The organism is Allorhizocola rhizosphaerae (assembly GCF_003426775.1).
GTDB lineage: Bacteria > Actinomycetota > Actinomycetes > Mycobacteriales > Micromonosporaceae > Allorhizocola > Allorhizocola rhizosphaerae.
This window is the reverse complement of sequence record NZ_QJUG01000056.1, coordinates 12,570-32,768: the sequence shown is the minus strand read 5'-3', so window position 1 is coordinate 32,768 and position 20,199 is coordinate 12,570. Positions and strand designations below refer to the sequence as shown.

Genomic DNA, 20,199 nt, shown 5'->3' with positions numbered 1-20,199 from the left:
CCGATACACATTTGGGTGATCTGATGTCTCGTTTATGGCTCCGGTGCCGGTACTGGTTCGACAGCACGCTCGCCCGCGGCACGTGGACGAACATCATGCTGCTCATCTTGATCGCGCTCGTGGTGGCGACGCTGCTGACCCCCATGATCCTGGTGCTGACACCACTGGATGCCAACGGTGAGCGCAGAGATGTCGTGGCCACCTTCTGGGACACGTTGGGCAAAGAGTTCCGCTTGGCCCTGCCGCATCCGAGCCAGCCGTGGCAGCTGATGCTGCAACTGCTCCTGGGCGCGGCGGCGGTGTTCTTCGGGGCGGCCGTCACCACCGTGCTGGTCTCCGGGTTGATCGGCAAGCTGATCGCGTTGCGCGCCGTTGGCTCCCGGGTGATGGAGTCCGGTCACGTGGTCATCCTCGGCTGGTCTGAGCAGATCTTCACCATCATCGACGAACTGGCCACCGCGCAGGCCGGTCGCCGCAAGCTCGTCGTCGCCGTGCTGGCCAACGAAGACCTCGCCATGATGAACGCCGCGATCCAGCAGCGCGTCAGGCAACGCAAGCATGTCAGGGTCGTCTGCCGGCACGGCATTCCCATGGACGAAGATGATCTGCTGTTGATGAACCTGGCACAGGCTCGGTCGGTCATTCTGCTCAACCCGCAGAGCCCCGGCGACACCGACCCGGACACCACCACCATCAAGACCCTGCTCGCGTTGAGCACCCAGCCCGACGTCACCACGCCCGTGGTGGCCGCGATGAGCAGCACCGGCAACATGGAGGTGGCGCGGCTGGCGGGCGGTCGGCAGGCCACGATCCTCGACGCCGACGACCTCATCGCGCGGTTGATCACTCATGCGGCGCGGCAGCCCGGGGTCTCCGCCATCCTGACCGATCTGTTCGACTTCGCCGGCGCGGAGGTGCGGCTCACCCGGCAGCCCACACTGGCCGGAAGCACCTTCGGCGCCGCATTGACGGCGTTCGCCGCAGCCGTCCCCATAGGACTGGTCCGGGCGGGCGGCACCGTCCTCAACCCGGAGCACCACACCACCCTGGCCGAGGATGACCAGCTTGTCGTCCTCGCCGAGGACTATGGCCCGCTGAAACTGGTCCCGCCGGGCGGCGTGCCGGTCATCTCGTCGGCGATCGTCGCGGGCGACGCGGTTGCCGCGCAACCGGTCCGGCACCTCGTGCTCGGCTGGAACCGGCGCGGTCCTCGCATCCTGGCCGATCTCACCGAGAACGCCGCCCCCGGCTCGACCATCACCGTCGTTGGCGGCGAACCCGGTGCACAGCTCATGGGCAACGCGCACGTCACCATCCACAGTGGACGGTCGAGCGACAGGTCCACGCTGGCAGATCTTGGTGTGGACTCCTATCACCAAATCATCGTCCTGGCGGCGGACGGCCCGGCGCTCGCCGCCGATGCGCAGGTCATCAGCACGCTGCTGCATCTGCGTGCCATGCTCGGCACCCGGCGGCAGCAGTGCACGGTGGTCAGCGAGGTGCGCGACGACCGGGACCGCAAGCTCATCCAGGCCACCCGGGTCGACGACTTCATCGTCAGCGATCACCTCATCAGCCTGCTGATGGCTCAGCTGTCAGAGCAGTCGGCGATCAGTGACGTGTTCACTCAACTGCTCGGCAGCAACAATGCCAGGGTGTGCCTGCGCCGCGCCGCCGATCTGGTGCAGCCCGGCGCGACCGTCAATTTCGCCACGATCGCGGAGTCGGCACGGCGGCAGGGCCACATCGCCATCGGTTATCGGCACACTCGGGGCACGTCCTCGGTGGCGGGCTTCGGTGTGGTCCTCAACCCGCCACTGGCGACCGAGGTCGTGCTCGGCGAAGGCGATCAGGTCGTCATCCTGACCGCCGACCGCGTGGGACGGTCACAGGCCGTATGACACCCGGGAGGCTCCCGTGGCGCCGGGCGGGACGAAGTCGATCGACTCGAACTCCACGCCCGGCATGGAGCCGACCTCCTGCCGTACCGCGTCGGTGATCAGGATGTCCCAGGCCTTGGCGGCGTCCTCGCCCAACTTGCTGGCGGCGTTGACCTCCGGCCCGAACACGTCCCGGTCCCCGATGCGAAGCATCTTCCCGTAGCCGAGCCCGATGCACAGCAGGATCTGCTCGGTGTCGGACTTGCCCTCGTTGTAGCGCTGCGCGATGCGTTGCATGTCGATCGCACACTCGATAGCGCGCGACGGACGGCGGAAAATGACCATCATGGAGTCGCCCTCCATCTTCAGCAGAATGCCATCGTGGCGGTCGATCCGGGGAACGAGCAGCCGCTGTGACTCATAGATCATCTGGAGAAAGTGGACGATCCCGAACTCCGCCACCCCACGGGAAAACCCGGATAGATCGGTGAACATCACCGCCCAGGTCTCGCCGAAGAGGTCCCAAATGCGGGCGTCTACCGCCGCCTTGTCGGCGTTGGGCTTGAGCCGTTCCTCCATCAGCTTTTCCAGGCGGTCTTCGGAGGCACTCGTGGCAATCTGGACGGCATAAGGCATTGCTATATCTTCACGCGTGAATGACGAACGGGGTAGATCCGCCGCCGATGCTCCCCCGAACGAGACCACGCCGCAAGCCCCTTAGTCTTGGGCTATGACGGCATTGGACATCACGCGGCTGCGCCTGCGGAGCCAGCGCCTTTCGCCTCCGGAAGGCAAGACGCCCGCCGATGTGGTGCGCTGGTTCGGCGCGATCCAGTCGCAGGACCTGCCCGCGTCGCTGTGGGCGGTGGGGCAGCGCATGGCCAAGACCGTCACGGAGGCCGACGTCGAGCGGGCTATCGCCGACAAGACGCTCATCCGCAGCTGGCCGATGCGCGGCACCATCCACCTCATGCCCGCTGAGGACGCGCGATGGATGGTGCGCCTGCTCGCACCGCGCATCGACGCCAAGGCCGCGCGGAACTATCGCGTGGCAGGCCTGTCGCCGGAGACCATCAAGCGCGCGGGCGACGTCATGGCCGAGACGCTCGCGGGCAGGCAGTGCACCCGGGCCGAGGTCTACGAGGCGCTCAACGCCGAGGGCATCCCCACCGACGGGCACAACGGCCAGCAGCGCGGCATGCACCTGCTGGTGCACTGGGCACGGCACGGCCTGATCTGCGTGACACCGCGCCGGGGCAAGCAGCAGACCTTCGCGCTCATGGACGAGTGGATGCCCGGCGGTGTGGACCTGTCCGGCGAGGAGGCCCTGGCCGAGATGGCCCGGCGCTACTTCCGCAGCCACGGCCCGGCCACCATCAAGGACTTCGCGGGGTGGACCGGCGTGACGCTGACCGAGGCCAGGCGCGCGGCCGAGGCGGTGAAGGGCGAGTTCGACCGCGAGACCGGCGACGACGGTGCGGAATACTGGCTGAGCCCGGGACTCGGCGGCCGCGGGCGCAAGGCGCCACCGGTCTTCCTGCTGCCACCCTTCGACGAGTACACGGTGGCATACGCCGACCGCAGCGCAGTGATCGGTTCCCATGCCCTCGCCGCGGTGGGCCACGGTATCGCCTCCAACCTCATCATCGACGGCCGGCTGGCGGGGCTGTGGAAGCGCACGCTCAAGCGCGACAGCATTTCCGTTGAGGTGCAAGCGATTCGCCCGCTGAGCCGGGAGGAGCGGGAGATGATTCCGGCTGCGGTGGAGCGCTACGCCCGCTTCCTCGGGCTCAGCCCAACCCTCGCGCTGAAATGAAACCGTGATCGCGGATGACGACCCGGCATGGCCGGGCATGGCGGAGGCGGCCACGGCCGAACTGCTGGCGGCGGTGCCGGCGATGGTGGAGATTGAGCGCATCGGCTCGGCGCTCACCGCGGGGTCTCCTGCTGACCGCAGACCCCCGCGATGTCATCAGCCGATGCGGTAGGCCCGGATGATGGTCTGGTTGACGCTGTTGTTGGCCCAGTCGTCCGCATAGGCGCGCAACGAGACGAACCCGGTGGTGTTCGGGTGCGGGATCGTCACGAAGCGGTTGCCGCCCACCGTGGTCACCGTCGCCGGCGTCCAGGTCGCACCGTCGTCAATGGACCAGTGGACGGTGACCGCGCGCAGCCCACTCGACGGCGAATCCCGTTGCGCCGCGGCGGTGAGCGGGATCCGGAACGAGGTGTTCTTCGGCGCCAGGTGTTGCGCGTTGAGCGTGGGCTTGCAGTTCACCGTCCACAGTGGAAGCCGAAGCACCGAGTTCGGGTCGACCGTGTCCGAGCTGAAGTTCCACGTCGCCCGAAGTTGCCGTTGAGCGGCTCGCACCAGGTGTCGCCGACACCGTCGACCGACAGCTCGGCCCGGGACGGGCCACTGGTAGTCGCCCAGGCGTCCCCGCGGATGGACTCTCCAAACCGATTAGGAAACCTTCCTAACGATTAGGCTGGGTCATGCCACGGGCAGCGCGCTACCCTTCACCCAGTCATCCCAGTCTTTGTCCCACGCGGTGAAGCCGTTGCCCGGGGCGAGCGGGCGGCCCGTGCCACGGACCGTCACGGGATCGCCGATGCGCGTCAGCTCGAACAGAAAGCGGGCGTTTTCCATCGACACGTTTATGCAGCCGTGCGACACGTTGCGCACCCCCTGATCCTTCACCGACCACGGCGCCGCGTGGATGAACTCGCCACCCCAGGTCAGCCGCTGCGCGTAGTCGATGTCGACCCGATATCTGTTGTTGGGGTTCGGATCGTCCATCGTGTCAAAGACGGTATGCGCGAGCTTGTCCATGATCACGGTCGTCCCGGATGAGGACGGCATGGAATCGCGGCCGAGGCTCACCGGGATCGACTTGATGGTCTCGCCGTTCTTCTTCACCGTCATGTGCTTGGTCTCGTTCTCGACGATCAGCTCGATGCGGTCCTTGGAGATGTTGCCGACGCCGCGGCGGTCCATGTCGCCGTGGCGGCCGTCGCCGATCGGGTGCCCCTCCAGCGCCACCCGCACCTCGATCTTCGTGCCCGGCTGCCAATACTCCTTGGCGCGGTACATCACCTGCTTCGAACCGGTCCAGCTCCACGCGCCCGGCTGATGCGGGGTGGTCTTGACGAACAGTCGCGATTGGATGGTGGCGCGGGCCGACTCGGGCACGCTGCTCTCGAACTCCACGACGACCGGCATGGCGACGCCGTAAGTCTTGTCGGCGAATAGGTACAGGCCCGTGCCGAGGCGCTTGCCCGGCTTGGCCATGGTGGTGAAGTCGGTCGTCTGCGTCGTCTTCTTCCCGTCGGCCGAGGCCGCCGTCACCGTCGCGGTGTAGTGGGTGGAATATTTGAGAGCCTGATCTGGTACCCAATGAGACTTGTCTTCTCGGAAGAAGCCCGTCAATGCGTTGCCCGCGTCGTCGGTGAGCGTGACCGACTCGACCGTGCCATCGGTGACCTTCACCCCGATCTCCGTGCTCGCGGGGACGCCCGCGGCGCCCTTGTCCGGGGTCAGCGCGACCGTCGCGGGCGGGGCCGGAGGCGGGGCGGGCGAGGTCTGCGCGACCTGGTTGGGTTGCTGCAGCGTCGGGGTCTTGGTGCAGGCAGCCAGCATGAGGGCAGCCACGAGTACGACGAGGGGACGGGTCCGCACGGAGGCCATCATGCCCGACGCCGCGTAAATTTTTGGTCCCCTCACGCCACGGGGATCACCGCGCAGATCCCCGGCTTGGTGCCAACCCGGACCAGGTAGCGGTAGCTTTCGCCGGGCTGCACACCGCCTTGGAGGTCTTTGTACTCCCACGTCACGTCAACGAAAGCTAGCCGATCGGTCAACCGATCCACCCGGTTGATGAGCGCCCGTGCGCCGATCAGTCCCTTCGCCGAATAGACCTCGGCAGCGCCCGCGAACGCGGCCTCGACTGACTTGCCGTCGGGCACCGCGATGTTGGCCGATTCGTGCACGACCAGGGACGGGGTCGCGTAGCAGGCGGCGATGGCCGGAAGATCGTTCCGGCCCAGCGCATCGCCATATCTCAGGAAGAACGCGCCGATTTCTTCGTCCACAGGGACAGACTAACGGGAAAGATAGGTCAATACGGCCATGACCCGACGATGCTGGTCGTCGTCCGGTGGCAGGCCGAGCTTGGTGAAGATGTTCTTCACGTGCTTCTCGACGGCCCCATCCGTCACTACCAGGGTGCGGGCGATCGCCGCGTTGGACATGCCCGTGGCCATGCTCTGAAGAACCTGCAGCTCGCGAGGGGTGAGCGTGGCCAGCGGGTCGCGCCTGCGCCGGATCATCAGCTGCGCGACCACCTCGGGATCGAGCGCCGTGCCGCCCGCCGCCACCCGCCGCACCGCGTCGACGAACTCGCCGATCTCGGCCACCCGGTCCTTGAGCAGATAGCCCACCCCGCCGCGCCGGTCGGCCAGCAGATCGTCGGCGTAGGACACCTCCACGTATTGCGAGAGCACGAGGATGGGCGTCCCGCTGACCAGCCGCCGCGCCTCGACCGCGGCCCGCAGGCCCTCGTCGGTGTGGCTCGGCGGCATCCGCACGTCCACAATGGACACGTCGGGTCGGTTGGCGAGCACGGCGTCCACAAACGACGGACCGTCGCCCACGGCGGCCACGACCTCGAACCCGTTCTCGCCCAGCAGGCGGACCAGCCCCTCGCGCAGCAGCACGGCATCGTCCGCGACCACGACTCGCATGTCACCATTCGTGTTACTCATTGGCGTCCCTCCGCTGCGCTCCGCGGCGCATGCCGCTCGATTCGCTCGGGCAAGCCCCCGCTCATGTCGGGAGCTCCGCTCTTATTTCGGTGCCCCCACCGTCGGGGCTGTTGATCGTCAGATCGCCGCCTGTGGCGCGGACCCGGTCGGCCAGCCCGGCCAGGCCATGGCCCTTGGAGACGTGGGCGCCGCCCACGCCGTCGTCGCGGATCAGCACACCGAGCACGCCCGCCGCGCGCACCACGGTCACCTCCGCCACGGTCGCCCGGCTGTGCTTGGCCACGTTGGCCAGAGCCTCGGCCACGATGAAGTACGCCGCGTTTTCGACGGCCGGGTCCAGGCGCGGCAGCGTCTCCTCGATGGCGAGATCCACCGGCACGGTGCTGCGCCCGGCCAGCGCGGCGAGCGCACTGGGCAGCCCGCGGTCGGCGAGCACGGGCGGGGCGATGCCCCGCGAGAGCGAGCGCAGCTCGTCGAGCGTCTCGCGGGTCTGGGTCAGCGCCTCGTCCAATGTGGACACCGCGAGCTGCGGGTCGCGGGAGACCTGCTGCTTGGCCCGGCTGATGTCCATCGCCAGCCGGACGAGCCGCTGCTGCGGGCCGTCGTGGATGTCGCGCTCCAACCGGCGCAGCGCGGTCGCCTCGGCCGAGACTGCGGCCGCCTTCTGCACCTTGAGGGTGTCGATGCGGTTGCGCACCTCGGCCACGCCGGTGAGCAGCGAACGGGCGAACGACGCCCGCAGCAGCGCGCAGCCACGCACGATGAGCGGAAGCGTCAGCGCGGCGATGACGCCGATGCCGGTGATGACCAGCACGCGATTGGACCTCGTGTCGGCCATGCCCATCAGCACGTGCAGGCCGCCGTCCTTGGCGCCGTGCGGCAGCGCCCAGTCATAGGCGAAGTTCAGCAGCCCGCCGAGGGTCATGGCCCACCACACGAGCACCAACGCGAACGTGATGCCCGACACGATCAGGGTGAGCAGACCGTGCACGAGGTCGAGCCACGACTGCAGGTCACCCAGCACGGTCAGCGCGCGCCGCCACTTGCCCTGGTGCTCGGATCGACGGTAGACCGGGCGCACCAGCGGCCGGTCGAGCACGTGCGGCAGGCGGATCCGCTCCAGATCGGCGAACACGCGGGCGGCCAGCAGCGCACCGGCGCCGACCCACACGCCGATGCCGGCCACGGCCGTGCCGACGGCGAGCGCCAGGCCGGGCACGAGCACGGCAAAGGAGGCGATCGCCAGGGGCAGGCCGGTCAGCACATAGGCGCTGTCGCGGCCCAGACCGCGCAGGAAGCTTCGTTTGGTCACGGCTCAACGCTAGGCGCGCGTATGTGCCACAACCATCCAGCAGGACATACAGCTGGCACTATGGCTAGCACTACCTCGACTCAGTCTGCCCGGCCACGCGCTGCGCAGGCGCCTTATCGGCGGCGGCCCGCTCGGCGAGCAGCGCGTCCCGGATCTCGCGCAGCAGCAGGATCTCCTCGTTGGGTGCGGCCGACTCCGGCTCCATGCCCTTCTTGCGGCGCTCGGCAAGCTTGTTCATCGGCAGGACCACGAGGAAGTAGACCACGGCGGCGGTCATCAGGAAGCCGATCAGCGTCCCGACGAATTCGCCCCAGGTGATGTAATTATCCTTGCCTGGCAAGGTAATCGTGCCCGCAAGCGTCGTGCTGTTCGCGCCGATCGCCTTGATCAACGGCTCCAGGAACGACTTGCTGAACTGAGTCACGACCGCGGTGAAAGCGGCACCAATCGTCACGCCGACCGCGAGATCGACGACATTGCCCCGCATGATGAAATCCTTGAACCCCTTTAGCACCCCGTTACTTTATCGGCAGCGGGTTGGGCCGGCGGCGCAGCCGTCCGACCCAAACCCGCGCGAAAAACGTCAGGTCAGGCGGTTCGGACGCTCAGTAGGTGTTTTCACCGCTTCGCGATGAAAAACGGGGCCGTCAGCGGCGGTAAATTGATCGTATGCAGTTCGCGGAACCACCCCGACAGGCAGCTTGGGAACATCGCGAAGCGCGCATCGGATGCGAGGTCACGTATTTCCGGCGCGCCGGCGGCGGGGGCTGGCGGATCGAGGGCAGCACCAGCGCGGTCGAGGCCGGCGTCGCGTGGTCGGTCGAGTACCGCATCGATCTGGATCCCTCCTGGACCACCCGCGCGGCGCTCGTGTCGTGCATGTCGGCGGCGGGGCGGAAATACATCGCGCTGTCCTGGGAGCACGGCTGGCTGATCGACGGCGTTCACCGGCCTGATCTGGACGGGTGTTTCGACGTCGATCTGGAGGCGTCGGCCATGACCAACACGTTCCCGGTGCGCAGGCTCGGGCTGGCGCTCGGGCAGCAGTCCTCCGCCCCGGCGGTGTATGTGCGCGTGCCCGACCTGACCGTGATGCGCCTGGAGCAGGAATACTCGCGTGTGGACAGTCTCGAGTACGACTACCATTCGCTCGCCTTCGATTTTTCGTGCCGGCTCGTCTACGACGATGTGGGCCTGGTGCTCGACTATCCGGGCATCGCGCGCCGGATCCCTTGCGGACAGGCCACTTCCGGCAGCCGATGACCGCAACCGACCGGCAAACGATGGGGGCGACGCAGCAGTAGCACCTGCGCCACGGCAAGCCTACGGAGCCGTCGGTTGAGTTCAGTGGTGTTGCGCGCCGTCGAGCCGGCCCGGCCGAAAGCCCTTGAGCCGCATGCGCAACTGCCAGCGGGTACCTGCCGGGCCGCTGAGGCAGACGGCGTGGTCGGTCAGGCGGGTGACCAGCGGCAGGCCGTAGCCGCGGCTGCCAGGCTCTGATGGCATCGAGCGTCCGATGGCGGCCTCCAGCCGTCCTCGGTCCTCGATTTGGCACACGAGGGCGCCGCCGTGGATCCAGATGCGCAGCGACCCGCCGTCATCGGTGTGTTCGATCGTGTTGCTGGCCAACTCATTGACCGCCAACATCAGGGCGGCGGTCTTGTCTTCGGACAGCCCGGCAGCCTGTGCGTGCCGCCCCACGATGTCGCGGAGCACGGCCAGATCGTTAGGAACGGCATACTCTACGCAGTGCGCGTCGGGCGGTGGTTCAGTAAGCGGCTCACTATCCATAACCTCAAGTTCCGATCATGCTGTGGCGGCGGGGTGTGACGGCACAGCCCAGGGGGAAGCGTGGCAGTAGTCTCCAGTTAACGGCACCGGGGACGCCTGCGCACATCTTCCTCGTATACCTCTACCTGTACCCGCCTGGCCCAGGTTCACGCGGCCGGCGTTGCGAAGCCTGCCCGCATCACCCGGCCGCTGCTGGTGTGCGGGGCCGGAGGCCGCCCAGACGCGTGCGCCGACCGCCCCCGGGGTAAAATGCCGCTGTGCATGCCGTCCGTCAGCAACAAGAGCTCGCGGGTCTTACCGGGCTCGCCCCTGGCGACCACGTGTGCTATGTCATCGGTTCCGAAGACGAGTTCGAGGCCGCCGCACAGCGGTGCCTGGCCGAAGGACTCGCCGCCGGGCAGAAGCTGTTCCGCTTCTTGCCCGCCGCTGCCACCGACCGCCACGCTGCCGGCAATGGGTTGCCGATAACCTTCGCCGACCCGGCACGGGACTTCCTCAACGATGGGCCGCTGGTGCCCGAGGTGATGCTGTCGATGTTCGCCGAGCAGACCTCCATTGCCCGCCGCGAGGGTTACACCGGCATCCGGCTGGTCGCAGACATGGATTGGATGCTGGCTCATCCACCGACGCCTGAGCAAGTGGCCGCGTTCGAGCTGGTCTTGGACAAGGCCGTCGCCGAACTCGGTGTGACGGTGGTGTGCGCTTACCGGCCCGGCTCGTTCGGGCTCGGTGTGACCGAGGCGGCAGCGGTCCACCCCCAGCATGCCGGCTCCGGCCACCCTCCACCGTTGTTCCGCATGTGGTATGTCGATGACGACGCCTGGCAGATCAGCGGACAGGTCGACCTCGCTGCCATCGTTGCCTTCGAGCGGGCGTTGCAGACCGCCGCGGCCGCCGGTCCGGTCCGCACGGTCGGCTGCGCGGGGCTGGCGTTCATCTCGGCGGCTGGGATCGCCGCGCTCTCGCGCCTGGCGGACACCCCGGCCCCGCATCCGATGCTCATCCAGGACGCCTCGGGCATCGTGCGCCGCTGCTGGCAGGTGCTTGGCCTGCATGAGCTTCAACCCTACGTAAAGTTCGGCGACTCCACATCGAGGCACGCGGCCGGAGACGCACGGCCGGCTGGGCACGGTGATGCCGCATGAGTCGCACGGTCAGCTCGCCGGCAGCCAAGCAGGTGTTCCGGCACGAAGCCATGTTCTATGAAGACCTGGCCCAATTTCTCGCCGGGACCGTGCGTTTCCTCCGTGAAGGCATCGAGGCGGGTGAACCGGCGCTGGTTGTCGTCGACGCTGCCAAGATTGAGGCCCTGCGAGCGGAACTGGGCAACGACGCCGCCCGCGTGCAGTTCGCCGACATGGCCAATGTCGGCCGCAACCCGGCACGGATCATCCCAGCCTGGAAGAGGTTCACCGACGAAAATCTGCGCCCTGGCTCGCCTGTGCGCGGCATCGGCGAGCCGATCTGGGCCGGGCGCAGCTCTGCGGAGCTGATCGAGTGCCAAGGCCACGAGACGCTGCTCAACGTCGCCTTCGACGATGGTCCAGCCTGGACGCTGCTGTGCCCATATGACACGGTGGCCCTGCCCGCCGATGTCATCGCCGAGGCACAGCGCAGCCACCCGGTCCTTGTCCGCCACGGCAGCCGCAGTTCCAGCGGCGCATACCTGCATGAACATCCAGCCCCGGCGAGATGGGACCAGCCGCTGCCTCCGCCTCCACCCGGCGCGAGCCGTTACACCGCCGGGCCGGGCTGGGAGACCCTTGCAGCGATCAGGCAAGCCGCCCGCACCCACGCCGTGCGGGCCGGGCTCCCCGCCGACTCTGCCGACAGCTTCACCGTGGCGGTCAGCGAAATCGCCTCCAACGCCCTGACGCACGGCGGGCAAACCGCCACCGTGCACCTGTGGGTCGACGGCCACACCGTGCTGTGCGACGTCACCGACGAAGGACAGCTCGACGCGCCGCCGCTGCTCGGCCGTCAGGAGCCCACCCTGCAACAGGCCGGCGGACGCGGGCTGTGGCTCGCCAACCAGTTGTGCGACCTCGTGCAGGTGCGCACCGGCCCCGGCGGCACTACGGTCCGCCTGCACGCCTACCTCTAGTCCGGGCCTGGGCCTGTTTGGCGACGGCTTGTGGTCGGGGTGCACCCCGGTGCGCGGCTGGTTTTGGCCGTGACCTGGCCACACAGCTGAGCCGAAGGTAGCCGGCCATCGGATCGGCCGGCCCGGCAGTGGGCCGCGGCCCACTCACGTATCGATCACCGCTGCCAGCGTCGCGCCGCTGACCAGATCCATCAGCGCCGCCACCGGCTGAGACCGGCCCACCAGGCGCAGGTTCGCCCGCTTCTGCACGGTGCGAACCAGTAGTGCCGCGGTCGCCCCGTCGATCAGCCGCAGCTCCGACAGATCCAGCACGACCTCGGCATCCGCGGCGGCCAAGTGATCGAGGAGATGGCTGAGCATCGCGGCGACCGCCTGCCGATTGGACACATCCACCTCGCCGGACAAGCGGGCGCCAACCTGACCCTCCAGGTATCGCATCCGCAGGGTCGGCTCCCAATCGGACGGCGGCGGGCAGGTGGCCGTCGCCGGATGTGCCGCCACCAACGCAGCAAGCTCGGACGTGGTGAACAGCCGCCGGTCATACAGGCATACCGCCATCGCGTGCCCCTGCGCGAACACGCGATTTATCTGGACCTCATATCGCGCCAGCGGCTCGACACCGGCAGCCGGGCGTAGCGCCCATCCCATGTCCCCGACCATCCGCAACGCCGCATAACCCTGGCGCCGGGCCATGTCTATCTCCCCGGCCCATGCGGTGATCGTCTCTTCCGGGTCGAACCGGCCCGCCGCCAGATAGCTCTGCTCGGCGGTCATGACCTCCAACTGGCCGTCGGCCTGCGCCTGCCAGACATTCGCGACCCCAAGGTATTCCAGCCCCGCGATCAAAGCCTCCGGGCGCAGCATGTCCGTACATAAAATGATCTTGTGGCGTAGCTGCAGGCCGTCCGAAACGTAATCAGCCGCCACCACCAGCCAGCTCTCGTCGTCGGTAATCACCAAACTCACATGATCGCCCGGCTCGAGGCCACGCACACCGCCCGTTCTACCGGCGGAACCTGCCGGTCGAGGTTCCGGCAGGTTCACCCACGCCATTCCGCTATCTCAATCCCTAACGCTCAAAAATCACAGCATGTGAGCGGTTTTTATACCCCGCCGGGCCCGCGGCAAACATCGCAAGCCGCCGACCAGGACTCGACGTGGCAACCGGCCATCGCCACCGAGCCGGCCGATCAGGAGTACCTTTTTATCTGATTGGGGTCCATCGATGGAAGCGGGTGAAGGCAGGCCCTGCAAAAGGCCGGGCTCACCCACGAGATCGTCACCTTCCCGGGCGCGAACCACGCCTTCTTCAACGACACCGGGCAACGCTTCCACGCCGAGGCGGCCGCCCAGGCGTACCAAAAAGTCATCGACTGGTTCGGGCGCCATTTGGCTTGACGCAACCTGGGGCGAGAAGCGTTGGAAGACATGTGGAATGCCGCACTTCTCGCCCTCACCATGCTGGCGAGCCCGCTGACCCCCGTGCACCACGAGCCACGCGACCTGGACGTCCAGGCCCATCGCGGCGGGCTCGGGTTGCGGGTCGAAAACACGCTCGCCGCCTTCGGCAACGCCCTGCGCCTCGGCGTCGACACGCTCGAACTCGACGTGCAGATCACGCTCGACGGGCACGCCGTTGTCACCCACGATCGTCGGATCAATCCGGCCAAGTGCCTGGGCGCCTACGGGGGCCGATACATCAAGGATCTGACCCTGGCCCAGGTGCGCACGATGGACTGCGGCTCGCAGACCGTCGTGCCCGGCCAGCAGCTCGTACCGGGCGCGCCGATGCCCCTGCTGTCCGAGGTTTTCGACCTCGTCAAGCGCTACCACGCCCGCGACGTCAAGCTGAACATCGAGACCAAGGTGGAGGCCGGTGCGCCGCACGAGACCGCGCCGCGTGAGCAGTTCGTGCAGGTCGTCAACGCCGAGATCGAGCGGGCCCGGATCGGGCGGCAGGTCACCATCCAGTCGTTCGACTGGGGCGCGCTCATGCGCTGGCGCGAGGTCGCGCCTCAAATAGAACGCATCGCCCTCACCAACTACACGTTCCTCCAGGTCGGCCAACCCGGTGCGTCGCCGTGGCTGGGCGGGCTGGACATCGACGACTTCGGCGGCGACCCGATCGCGGCCGTCAAAACCTTTGGTGTCACCGCCTTTTCGCCCGTGCACGGCTTCCCGCAGCACGGCACGGTCAACGACCCGAGCTACGTCCCCTACGTGACCGCCGACATGGTCCGGCACGCACACCGCAACGGCATCAAGGTGATCCCCTGGACGGTCAACGACATCCCGACCATGCGCAAGCTTATCGCCGACGGCATCGACGGCCTGATCACCGACTATCCCGACCGCCTGCGCACGCTCGTGAAGAACCCGCCGCGCGGTTACGAGTCGCCGTTTGACGTGCAGGCCCATCGCGGTGGCGGCAAGCCGGAGAACACGCTCAAGACCTTCCGCAAAGCACTGTCCAACCCGGACATCTCCACGATCGAGCTTGACACGGGCCTGACCCGCGACGGGCACCTGGTCGTCTCGCACGAGCGGCGGATCGACCCGGCCAAGTGTCAAGGAGGCTTCGCCGGCACACCCATCAAGGACCTGATCCTGGCCCAGATCCAGACCCTCGACTGCGGCGAAGGCGAGCGCATGCCGACCCTGGCCGAGGTGCTCGATCTCGTCAAGCCCAGCAATAAGCGGCTCAACATAGAAACAAAGATCTCTCCTCTGGCACCCGACACAGCCGGGCCGGACACCTTCACCCGCAAGCTGATCGAGGCGATCCAGCGCGCCCACATGACCGACCGCGTCACCATCCAGTCCTTCGACTGGCGCACCATCGCACTGGCCAAGAAGCTCAACCCCCGTATCCACACCGTGGCCCTAGTGTGGCAGTACGGTCCGACAGAATGCGCCTCGCCGGCCGACGAGTGCTCGCTGCAAGCCGTTTACGGCGACCCCAGCGTCAAGAGCCCGTGGACCGCCAACCTCGACTGGTGGAAGCACAGGGATCTGGGCAAGCTGATGCGCGAGTCCAAAGCGGACACCGTCTCGTCCAACTGGCAGGTGCACGACCCCAACCAGGGCACGGTCAGCTCACCGGACTGGTACCTGCGCGAGAACCCCGCCTACTTCCACGGCCCCACCGTCGACCGGCTGCAGGAGCGATATCGCCTGAAGGTGGTGCCATACACGGTCAACGACGAGGCCGTCATGCACCGCCTGATCGCCCTCGGCGTGGACGGCATCATCACCGACGACCCGGAGCTGCTCATCAAGGCCGCCCGCCGCCACGGCCTGCGCTAAGGCCTTCGCCTGAACAGCATCAACCCGCGGGAAGGCTATTTCTTCTTTTTCTTGAGGCGCTTGGAAATCGACCGCACACCGACGAGGACAAGCACGAGACCGAGGCCGGTCAGTCCCCAGATGAGGTACTGCCGGCCTCGCTCCTTCTGCTCATAGGTCAGGGTGCCGCAGGTGTCGCCGGGCTGCATCGGCGTGCCCTGGCACATGGCCTCATCGGGCGCCCCGCCAAACGCGAGGAACAGCGACAGCAGGCCGATGAGCACCAGCACATAAGGGTTCTTGAGCACCTTGGGCACGGAGACAATGATATTTGCTCCGGCTGAAGCAAGCCGCGAGGCGCCCCGTCCCTTGAGGGCGACGCCATCCGAGCCGATCTCTGATCCACGAGGTGGTCAAGATCGGCGTGGATGACGTCGCCGGGCGGAAGCGATTACTGCTTCTTGAGCACTTCGAGCCGTTGCCGGTACTCCGCCTCGTCGATTTCGCCGCGCGCGTAGCGCTCGGCCAGCACGGTGAAGGCGCCGCCCCCGTTGTGCCAATGCCAGTGCCTGCGACGGCGCCAGAACAGGCCCCGGATCGCCACGATGATGAGGACCCAGACGCTGATCCAGAAGATCGGCGCGAGGAACCACCAGGCCCCGCCGCCGTGGTGCCAATGATCGGTCAGTAACGTCGTCATGCCTTCCACGATCCGCACTTCGGCCGCAAAAGGCGTCATACGGGGAGCGACACCCGCTCTACTCCCGCTACGGTATCTGTAATACCCGCAAGCGGCTGGGCAAAGCACGGCTTCGCCTGAAGAAGCCTAAACCCATCCGGGCCGCACCAGACCCGACTCGTACGCGAAGACGACCAGCTGGGCCCGGTCCCGCGCACCGAGCTTGATCATCGCACGGCTGACGTGCGTCTTGGCCGTGAGCGGGCTGACCACCAACCGCCCCGCGATCTCCTCATTGGACAGTCCAAGCCCGACCAGCGCCAAGACCTCCCGCTCACGTTCGGTCAACGCCTCCAGCGCAACCGAATGCGAGGGCGCCCTCGATTTCTGCGCGTACTCGGAGATGAGCCGGCGCGTGACTCCCGGCGACAGCAGTGCGTCACCGGACGCCACCACCCGCACCGCGCGGATCAGATCGGCCGGCTCGGTGTCTTTCACCAAGAAACCCGACGCCCCGTCCCGGATGGCCGTGAAAACGTACTCGTCCAGCTCGAACGTGGTCAGCACGATCACCCGCGTCTCGGGCAGCTCCCGCTTGATGAGCCGATTGGCCTCAAGCCCGTCCATGACGGGCATGCGGATGTCCATGAGCACCACGTCGGGCCGCTCCCGCCGGGCCAGCTCCACGGCGGCCCGCCCGTCACCGGCCTCGCCGACGACCTCGACATCCGGCTGGGCGGCCAGCAGCGCGCGGAATCCGGCCCGTACCAAAGCTTGATCGTCAACCAGCAGGACCCGGATCATAGCGGCAGCGCTACCCGGATCTCGAAGCCGCCCTTGGCATTTGGTCCGATCTCGGCCCACCCGCCGAGCGCCGCCGCCCGCTCCCGGACGCCGATCACCCCGCTACCCGAGTCCGATTCGGACATTCGCGCGGGTCCGTCGTCGGAGACGCCGATCAGCAGCGCCCAGCCCGCGTGGTGGACGGACACGACCGCACTGCGCGCCGTGCTGTGCCTGATCACGTTCGTCAAACCCTCTTGGATTATCCGGTACGCGGCAAGCCCCGCGCCCGCCGGGACGTCCCCGCCGATCCCGGTCCGCACCAGCCGCACCGTGAGCCCCGCCGCCTCCGACTGCGCGACCAGATCGTCCAACATGGACAGATCCGGCGCGGGGGAGCGGGGCGCCTGTTCGCTCCTGAAGCCGTGCAGCACCGAACGCACCTCGTCCAGCCCGCCCTTGCTCGCCTGCTTGATGGCCAACAGTGCCTCCCTCACCTCACCCGGATCCGAGTCGAGCAGCTCCAGCGCGATCGACGCCCGCACGGTGATCAGCGAGAGGCTGTGCGCCAGCACGTCGTGCAGCTCCCGCGCGATCTGCAGCCGCTGCTCGCCCGCGCGCCGCTGGGCCTCCTCCTCGCGCCTGCGCCGCTCCTCCTCCCACAGCCTGCGGTACACGATGGCCCGCTGCCGCCGGTTGTCCACGATCTCGGCGATCCCGGCCAGCAGCACGGCCATGCCCAGCCACTTGAGCTCCTCCAGCGCGCTGTCAAAAAGGCGCACGCGCAACAGCCCCAGCCCGATCCACCCCAGCCCGATCCACCCCAGCCACAACCCCGCCAACGCGAGCCATGCCGCAACCCGAGCCCCGTTCACGACCGCGAGGATGACCGCCGCCACGATGCCCGGAACCACCGGGCCCAGCGGGTTGTCCAAAGCCACAAACCCAAGCGCCACAGCACAAACACCAGCCACAGCCCACGCGGGCGACCGCTTGCGCGCGATCAGCAGCACCGTCGGCCCGGCGAGCAGGAGCGCGAAGCCATACCAAGGCACATGGGCCAGGGCACCGAGGACCACCTGGAGCACCCCGAGCGGGATGGGCCAGGGACGGTCATGTCGACGGCGCACCCTCGCATGATCGCCTATGCCGGGCCGCGCCGCATCCGTCCCACGCGGGTGCCGGTCCTACTCCCGCTGGAGTACCCGCTTCAACTTCTGCTCGACCTGCCGGATCTCCTCGCTGCGGTGCTGCGGGCGCAGCAGGTTGAGCGCCTCGCACCACGCCGCCTTGGCGGCCGCCCGGTCGCCCATCGCCAGATGCGCGTCGCCGATGCTCGAAAGGCACGTCGCCTCGACCACGGTCACGGCTCGCGCCCGCCCCCGGGCAAGCGCGTCTTCCAGATAGAACAGAGCCTTGGCGTAACGCCCCGCGCGCAGGTGGATGTAGCCGATGCTGTGCAGGACGAACGGCTCCTCCGCGAGGAACTCGTGCTCGCGGCACAGGGCCAGCGCCCGCCCGCACGTCTCCCACGCCAGATCCAGCTCGCCCAGGTTGGCGTGCGACCAGCCGATGGCGTTGAGCATGGCGGCGGTCCACCGCGTGTCGCCCAGCTGCTGGAACATCTCCAGCGACCGGGTCGCGTGGATGAGCGCCTGCCGGTGCTCGCCGCGCCTGCCGAGCGCATAGCCGATCATGTGGTGAGTGGAGGCCTGCGCGCGGATGTCGCCGAGCTCCATGAACTTCATCAGCGCCCGGCCCAGATGGCACATCGCCTCGTCGTGCCGTTGCAGCTGGGCCAGGGTCCGGCCGAGGTTGCGCTCGGCGATGGCGCAGCCGTGCTCGTCGCCGACCGCGAGCGCGGCTTGCAGACCGGTGCGGTCGACCATCACGCTGCCGACGTGCTCCCCCGAGCGGGCGTAGAAGCCGTGCAGCGTCCGGGCAAGCTCCATCGCCTTGACGTGCCAGCCGCGCTCCACGGCCAGCAGCAGGACCGCGCTGAGCGCCTCCCGCTCGGCGCCGAACCATGCCATGGCCTGCGCCGAGGAGTCCAGCCGCAGGGCGCGATGCCCGGCAACGGGCTCGGACAGGGGTAGGCTGCCTGGTCGCTTGTGGACGTCCAATGCGGACTCGCCGTGGTGTGCGGTCTGCAGGTAGAAGTCGACCAACCGGCGCAGTGCGGGCTCATCGGACGGCGAAGACGGCTCGGCGGTCTCGGTCGCGTACAACCGGACCAGATCGTGCATCCGGAACCGGCCGGGCTGATGCTCGGTGAGCAGATGCGCGCCGGTCAGCACGCGCAGCGTGGCGAGCACGCGCTCGGCGGGCAGGTCCATCAACGCGGCGACGGCGCCCGCGCCGACCTCCTGGCCGGGCGTGAGCCCGAGCATCCGGAACAGCCGGGCCGGGGCCTCGTCGAGCGCGGCGACCGACGTGGCGAAGACCGCCCGCACGTCCGCGGCCAGATCGCCCGTGCCGAGCGCGTCGAGCCGGGCCGACTCCAGCTCGTCGGCGATGGCCGACAGCGGGAAGCCGGGATGCGCGGCGGCCCGCGCGCCCACGATGGACAGCGCCAGCGGAAGCCCGCCACACAAACGCAGAATCCGGTCGGTGGCACCGGTTTCCAGCCGGTCGGGCCCGACGTATCGCTTGAGCAGCGCACGGGACTCGGCCTCGGGCAGCACATCGAGCGCGACCGAAAGCGCGCCGTGCCGGGTCACCAGGCCGGTCAGCTGGTTGCGGCTGGTGACCAGGACCGTGGCGGTCGGCGTGCCGGGCAGCAGCGGGGTCACCTGGGCCGTGTCGCGAGCGTTGTCCAGCAGCAGGAGCAGGCGCCGGCCCGCGACCATCGTGCGGTAGAGCCCGATCTGCGCCTGCGGGTCGGCCGGGATCGCGGCGTGCTCGACCCCGAGAGCGTCCAAAAAGGACCGGATGGCGACGGCCGGCGGCATTGGCTCGTCAAGCGGGTCGAAGCCGCGCAGGTCCACGTAGAGCTGGCCGTCGGGGAAGCGGTCGAGATTGTCGTGCGCCCACCGGACCGCGAGCCACGTCTTGCCGACGCCGCCGAGCCCGCCGATCGCGGTGACCACGACCGTGCCCCCGTCGGCCTGCGCGTGCAGCGCGCTGTCGAGCTCGGCCAGAGGGCTGTCGCGGCCGGTGAACAGGCGCGGCGCTGCGGGCAGCTGTTGCGGCGGCGCGACCCGGTCGAGGCGTGGTGGGGCGGGCGGGGAAGCAGCCCGCCGCCACGCCTCTCCCCACTGCGCGACCTCGTCATGCGCGCAATCGCAGGCGCGCGTGATCTTCTGCACGAGCTCCCACGCGGGCAGGGTGATCCGCTTGAGGCTGAGCGCGTCGTGCAGGGTCGTGCGTGGGATGCCGGTGCGCCGGCTGAGCACCGCCAGCGACGGGTTGCCGGCGGCTATGCGCAGCTCGCGCAAGGCCTGGAGCAGCGCTCCGGCGTCGTTGACCGCACTGGGATCGGGCCGGTCCAGCCCCGCCTGCGATGACATCGTCCTGCGCCTCCCCGTCTCAGGCCCAGCTGGATATTAAGCAGCTCAAGGTTAAGGCCGGGTTAGGGCACTGGACAGCCCGGCAAAAGCAG

General features: G+C 68.2%; 22 protein-coding genes. 8 read left to right on the top strand and 14 right to left on the bottom strand.

What is annotated here, in order from left to right; all coding sequences use genetic code 11:
• The first annotated feature begins 23 nt into the window (after nt 1-23).
• Nucleotides 24-1,901 carry a CASTOR/POLLUX-related putative ion channel gene (locus DM816_RS14470; RefSeq protein ID WP_162907470.1) on the top strand — a complete coding sequence of 626 codons (1,878 nt, stop codon included), beginning with the start codon at nt 24-26 and terminating at the stop codon, nt 1,899-1,901.
• On the opposite strand, the gene DM816_RS14465 is transcribed toward DM816_RS14470, so the two are convergent.
• The gene (locus DM816_RS14465; protein WP_117210749.1) at nt 1,887-2,516 is read right to left on the bottom strand and encodes an adenylate/guanylate cyclase domain-containing protein; all 630 of its coding nucleotides are present in this window, start codon (nt 2,514-2,516) and stop codon (nt 1,887-1,889) included. The two genes, DM816_RS14470 and DM816_RS14465, sit on opposite strands and share 15 nt — an antisense overlap.
• Before the next feature lie 94 nt (nt 2,517-2,610).
• Here DM816_RS14465 and DM816_RS14460 point away from each other — a divergent pair, with 94 nt between their 5' ends.
• Complete coding sequence (locus tag DM816_RS14460; protein WP_117210748.1) at nt 2,611-3,696, top strand: winged helix DNA-binding domain-containing protein; 1,086 nt, start codon at nt 2,611-2,613, stop codon at nt 3,694-3,696.
• Nucleotides 3,697-3,700: 4 nt separating this feature from the next.
• On the top strand, nt 3,701-3,868 hold the full coding sequence (locus tag DM816_RS42565; protein ID WP_162907469.1) for a hypothetical protein: 168 nt from the start codon (nt 3,701-3,703) through the stop codon (nt 3,866-3,868).
• On the opposite strand, the gene DM816_RS14455 is transcribed toward DM816_RS42565, so the two are convergent.
• The 6 genes from DM816_RS14455 to mscL all read right to left on the bottom strand — a co-directional run bounded on the left by DM816_RS14455 (nt 3,853) and on the right by mscL (nt 8,470).
• On the bottom strand, nt 3,853-4,251 hold the full coding sequence (locus tag DM816_RS14455; protein ID WP_117210747.1) for a hypothetical protein: 399 nt from the start codon (nt 4,249-4,251) through the stop codon (nt 3,853-3,855). The two genes, DM816_RS42565 and DM816_RS14455, sit on opposite strands and share 16 nt — an antisense overlap.
• A gap of 123 nt (nt 4,252-4,374) precedes the next feature.
• Complete coding sequence (locus tag DM816_RS14450) at nt 4,375-5,568, bottom strand: L,D-transpeptidase (protein ID WP_425455242.1); 1,194 nt, start codon at nt 5,566-5,568, stop codon at nt 4,375-4,377.
• A gap of 32 nt (nt 5,569-5,600) precedes the next feature.
• On the bottom strand, nt 5,601-5,972 hold the full coding sequence (locus tag DM816_RS14445) for a hypothetical protein (protein WP_117210745.1): 372 nt from the start codon (nt 5,970-5,972) through the stop codon (nt 5,601-5,603).
• Between the two features lie 9 nt (nt 5,973-5,981).
• Nucleotides 5,982-6,623, bottom strand: coding sequence for a response regulator (locus DM816_RS14440; RefSeq protein ID WP_117210744.1), 642 nt, complete (start codon nt 6,621-6,623; stop codon nt 5,982-5,984).
• Nucleotides 6,624-6,705: 82 nt separating this feature from the next.
• Entirely contained in the window at nt 6,706-7,956 is a 1,251-nt protein-coding gene (locus tag DM816_RS14435) for a sensor histidine kinase (protein WP_117210743.1), read from the bottom strand.
• Nucleotides 7,957-8,026: 70 nt separating this feature from the next.
• The gene (gene mscL, locus DM816_RS14430) at nt 8,027-8,470 is read right to left on the bottom strand and encodes a large conductance mechanosensitive channel protein MscL (RefSeq protein ID WP_117210742.1); all 444 of its coding nucleotides are present in this window, start codon (nt 8,468-8,470) and stop codon (nt 8,027-8,029) included.
• 155 nt (nt 8,471-8,625) lie between these two features.
• Here mscL and DM816_RS14425 point away from each other — a divergent pair, with 155 nt between their 5' ends.
• Nucleotides 8,626-9,219, top strand: a complete 594-nt coding sequence (locus DM816_RS14425; RefSeq protein WP_117210741.1) for a putative glycolipid-binding domain-containing protein — start codon at nt 8,626-8,628, stop codon at nt 9,217-9,219.
• Between the two features lie 81 nt (nt 9,220-9,300).
• On the opposite strand, the gene DM816_RS14420 is transcribed toward DM816_RS14425, so the two are convergent.
• The gene (locus DM816_RS14420) at nt 9,301-9,747 is read right to left on the bottom strand and encodes an ATP-binding protein (protein ID WP_117210740.1); all 447 of its coding nucleotides are present in this window, start codon (nt 9,745-9,747) and stop codon (nt 9,301-9,303) included.
• Between the two features lie 257 nt (nt 9,748-10,004).
• Here DM816_RS14420 and DM816_RS14415 point away from each other — a divergent pair, with 257 nt between their 5' ends.
• Both DM816_RS14415 and DM816_RS14410 read left to right on the top strand, forming a co-directional pair.
• Nucleotides 10,005-10,892, top strand: coding sequence for an MEDS domain-containing protein (locus DM816_RS14415; protein ID WP_117210739.1), 888 nt, complete (start codon nt 10,005-10,007; stop codon nt 10,890-10,892).
• Nucleotides 10,889-11,851 carry a sensor histidine kinase gene (locus DM816_RS14410; protein ID WP_117210738.1) on the top strand — a complete coding sequence of 321 codons (963 nt, stop codon included), beginning with the start codon at nt 10,889-10,891 and terminating at the stop codon, nt 11,849-11,851. Before DM816_RS14415 ends, DM816_RS14410 begins: the two co-directional genes overlap by 4 nt.
• A 144-nt stretch (nt 11,852-11,995) precedes the next feature.
• Here the strand turns inward: DM816_RS14410 and DM816_RS14405 are convergent, their stop codons facing one another.
• Nucleotides 11,996-12,817, bottom strand: a complete 822-nt coding sequence (locus DM816_RS14405) for an MEDS domain-containing protein (protein WP_162907467.1) — start codon at nt 12,815-12,817, stop codon at nt 11,996-11,998.
• Nucleotides 12,818-13,099: 282 nt separating this feature from the next.
• Here DM816_RS14405 and DM816_RS45800 point away from each other — a divergent pair, with 282 nt between their 5' ends.
• Nucleotides 13,100-13,249, top strand: a complete 150-nt coding sequence (locus tag DM816_RS45800) for a dienelactone hydrolase family protein (protein ID WP_117210761.1) — start codon at nt 13,100-13,102, stop codon at nt 13,247-13,249.
• A 30-nt stretch (nt 13,250-13,279) separates the two neighbouring features.
• Nucleotides 13,280-15,157, top strand: a complete 1,878-nt coding sequence (locus DM816_RS14395; protein WP_117210736.1) for a glycerophosphodiester phosphodiesterase family protein — start codon at nt 13,280-13,282, stop codon at nt 15,155-15,157.
• Between the two features lie 35 nt (nt 15,158-15,192).
• Here DM816_RS14395 and DM816_RS14390 read toward each other — a convergent pair whose 3' ends face one another.
• From DM816_RS14390 to DM816_RS14365, 5 genes are all read right to left on the bottom strand, one after another.
• Entirely contained in the window at nt 15,193-15,453 is a 261-nt protein-coding gene (locus DM816_RS14390; protein ID WP_117210735.1) for a hypothetical protein, read from the bottom strand.
• A gap of 134 nt (nt 15,454-15,587) precedes the next feature.
• On the bottom strand, nt 15,588-15,836 hold the full coding sequence (locus DM816_RS43750; protein WP_211588693.1) for an SHOCT domain-containing protein: 249 nt from the start codon (nt 15,834-15,836) through the stop codon (nt 15,588-15,590).
• 126 nt (nt 15,837-15,962) lie between these two features.
• Nucleotides 15,963-16,619 (bottom strand): response regulator transcription factor, encoded by a 657-nt coding sequence (locus DM816_RS14380; protein ID WP_117210734.1) that lies wholly within the window; start codon nt 16,617-16,619, stop codon nt 15,963-15,965.
• Nucleotides 16,616-17,728: a sensor histidine kinase gene (locus DM816_RS42560; RefSeq protein ID WP_162907466.1), complete on the bottom strand. Its 1,113-nt coding sequence runs from the start codon at nt 17,726-17,728 to the stop codon at nt 16,616-16,618. Before DM816_RS42560 ends, DM816_RS14380 begins: the two co-directional genes overlap by 4 nt.
• Before the next feature lie 57 nt (nt 17,729-17,785).
• Nucleotides 17,786-20,107, bottom strand: a complete 2,322-nt coding sequence (locus DM816_RS14365) for an ATP-binding protein (protein WP_117210733.1) — start codon at nt 20,105-20,107, stop codon at nt 17,786-17,788.
• Nucleotides 20,108-20,199: the final 92 nt, after the last annotated feature.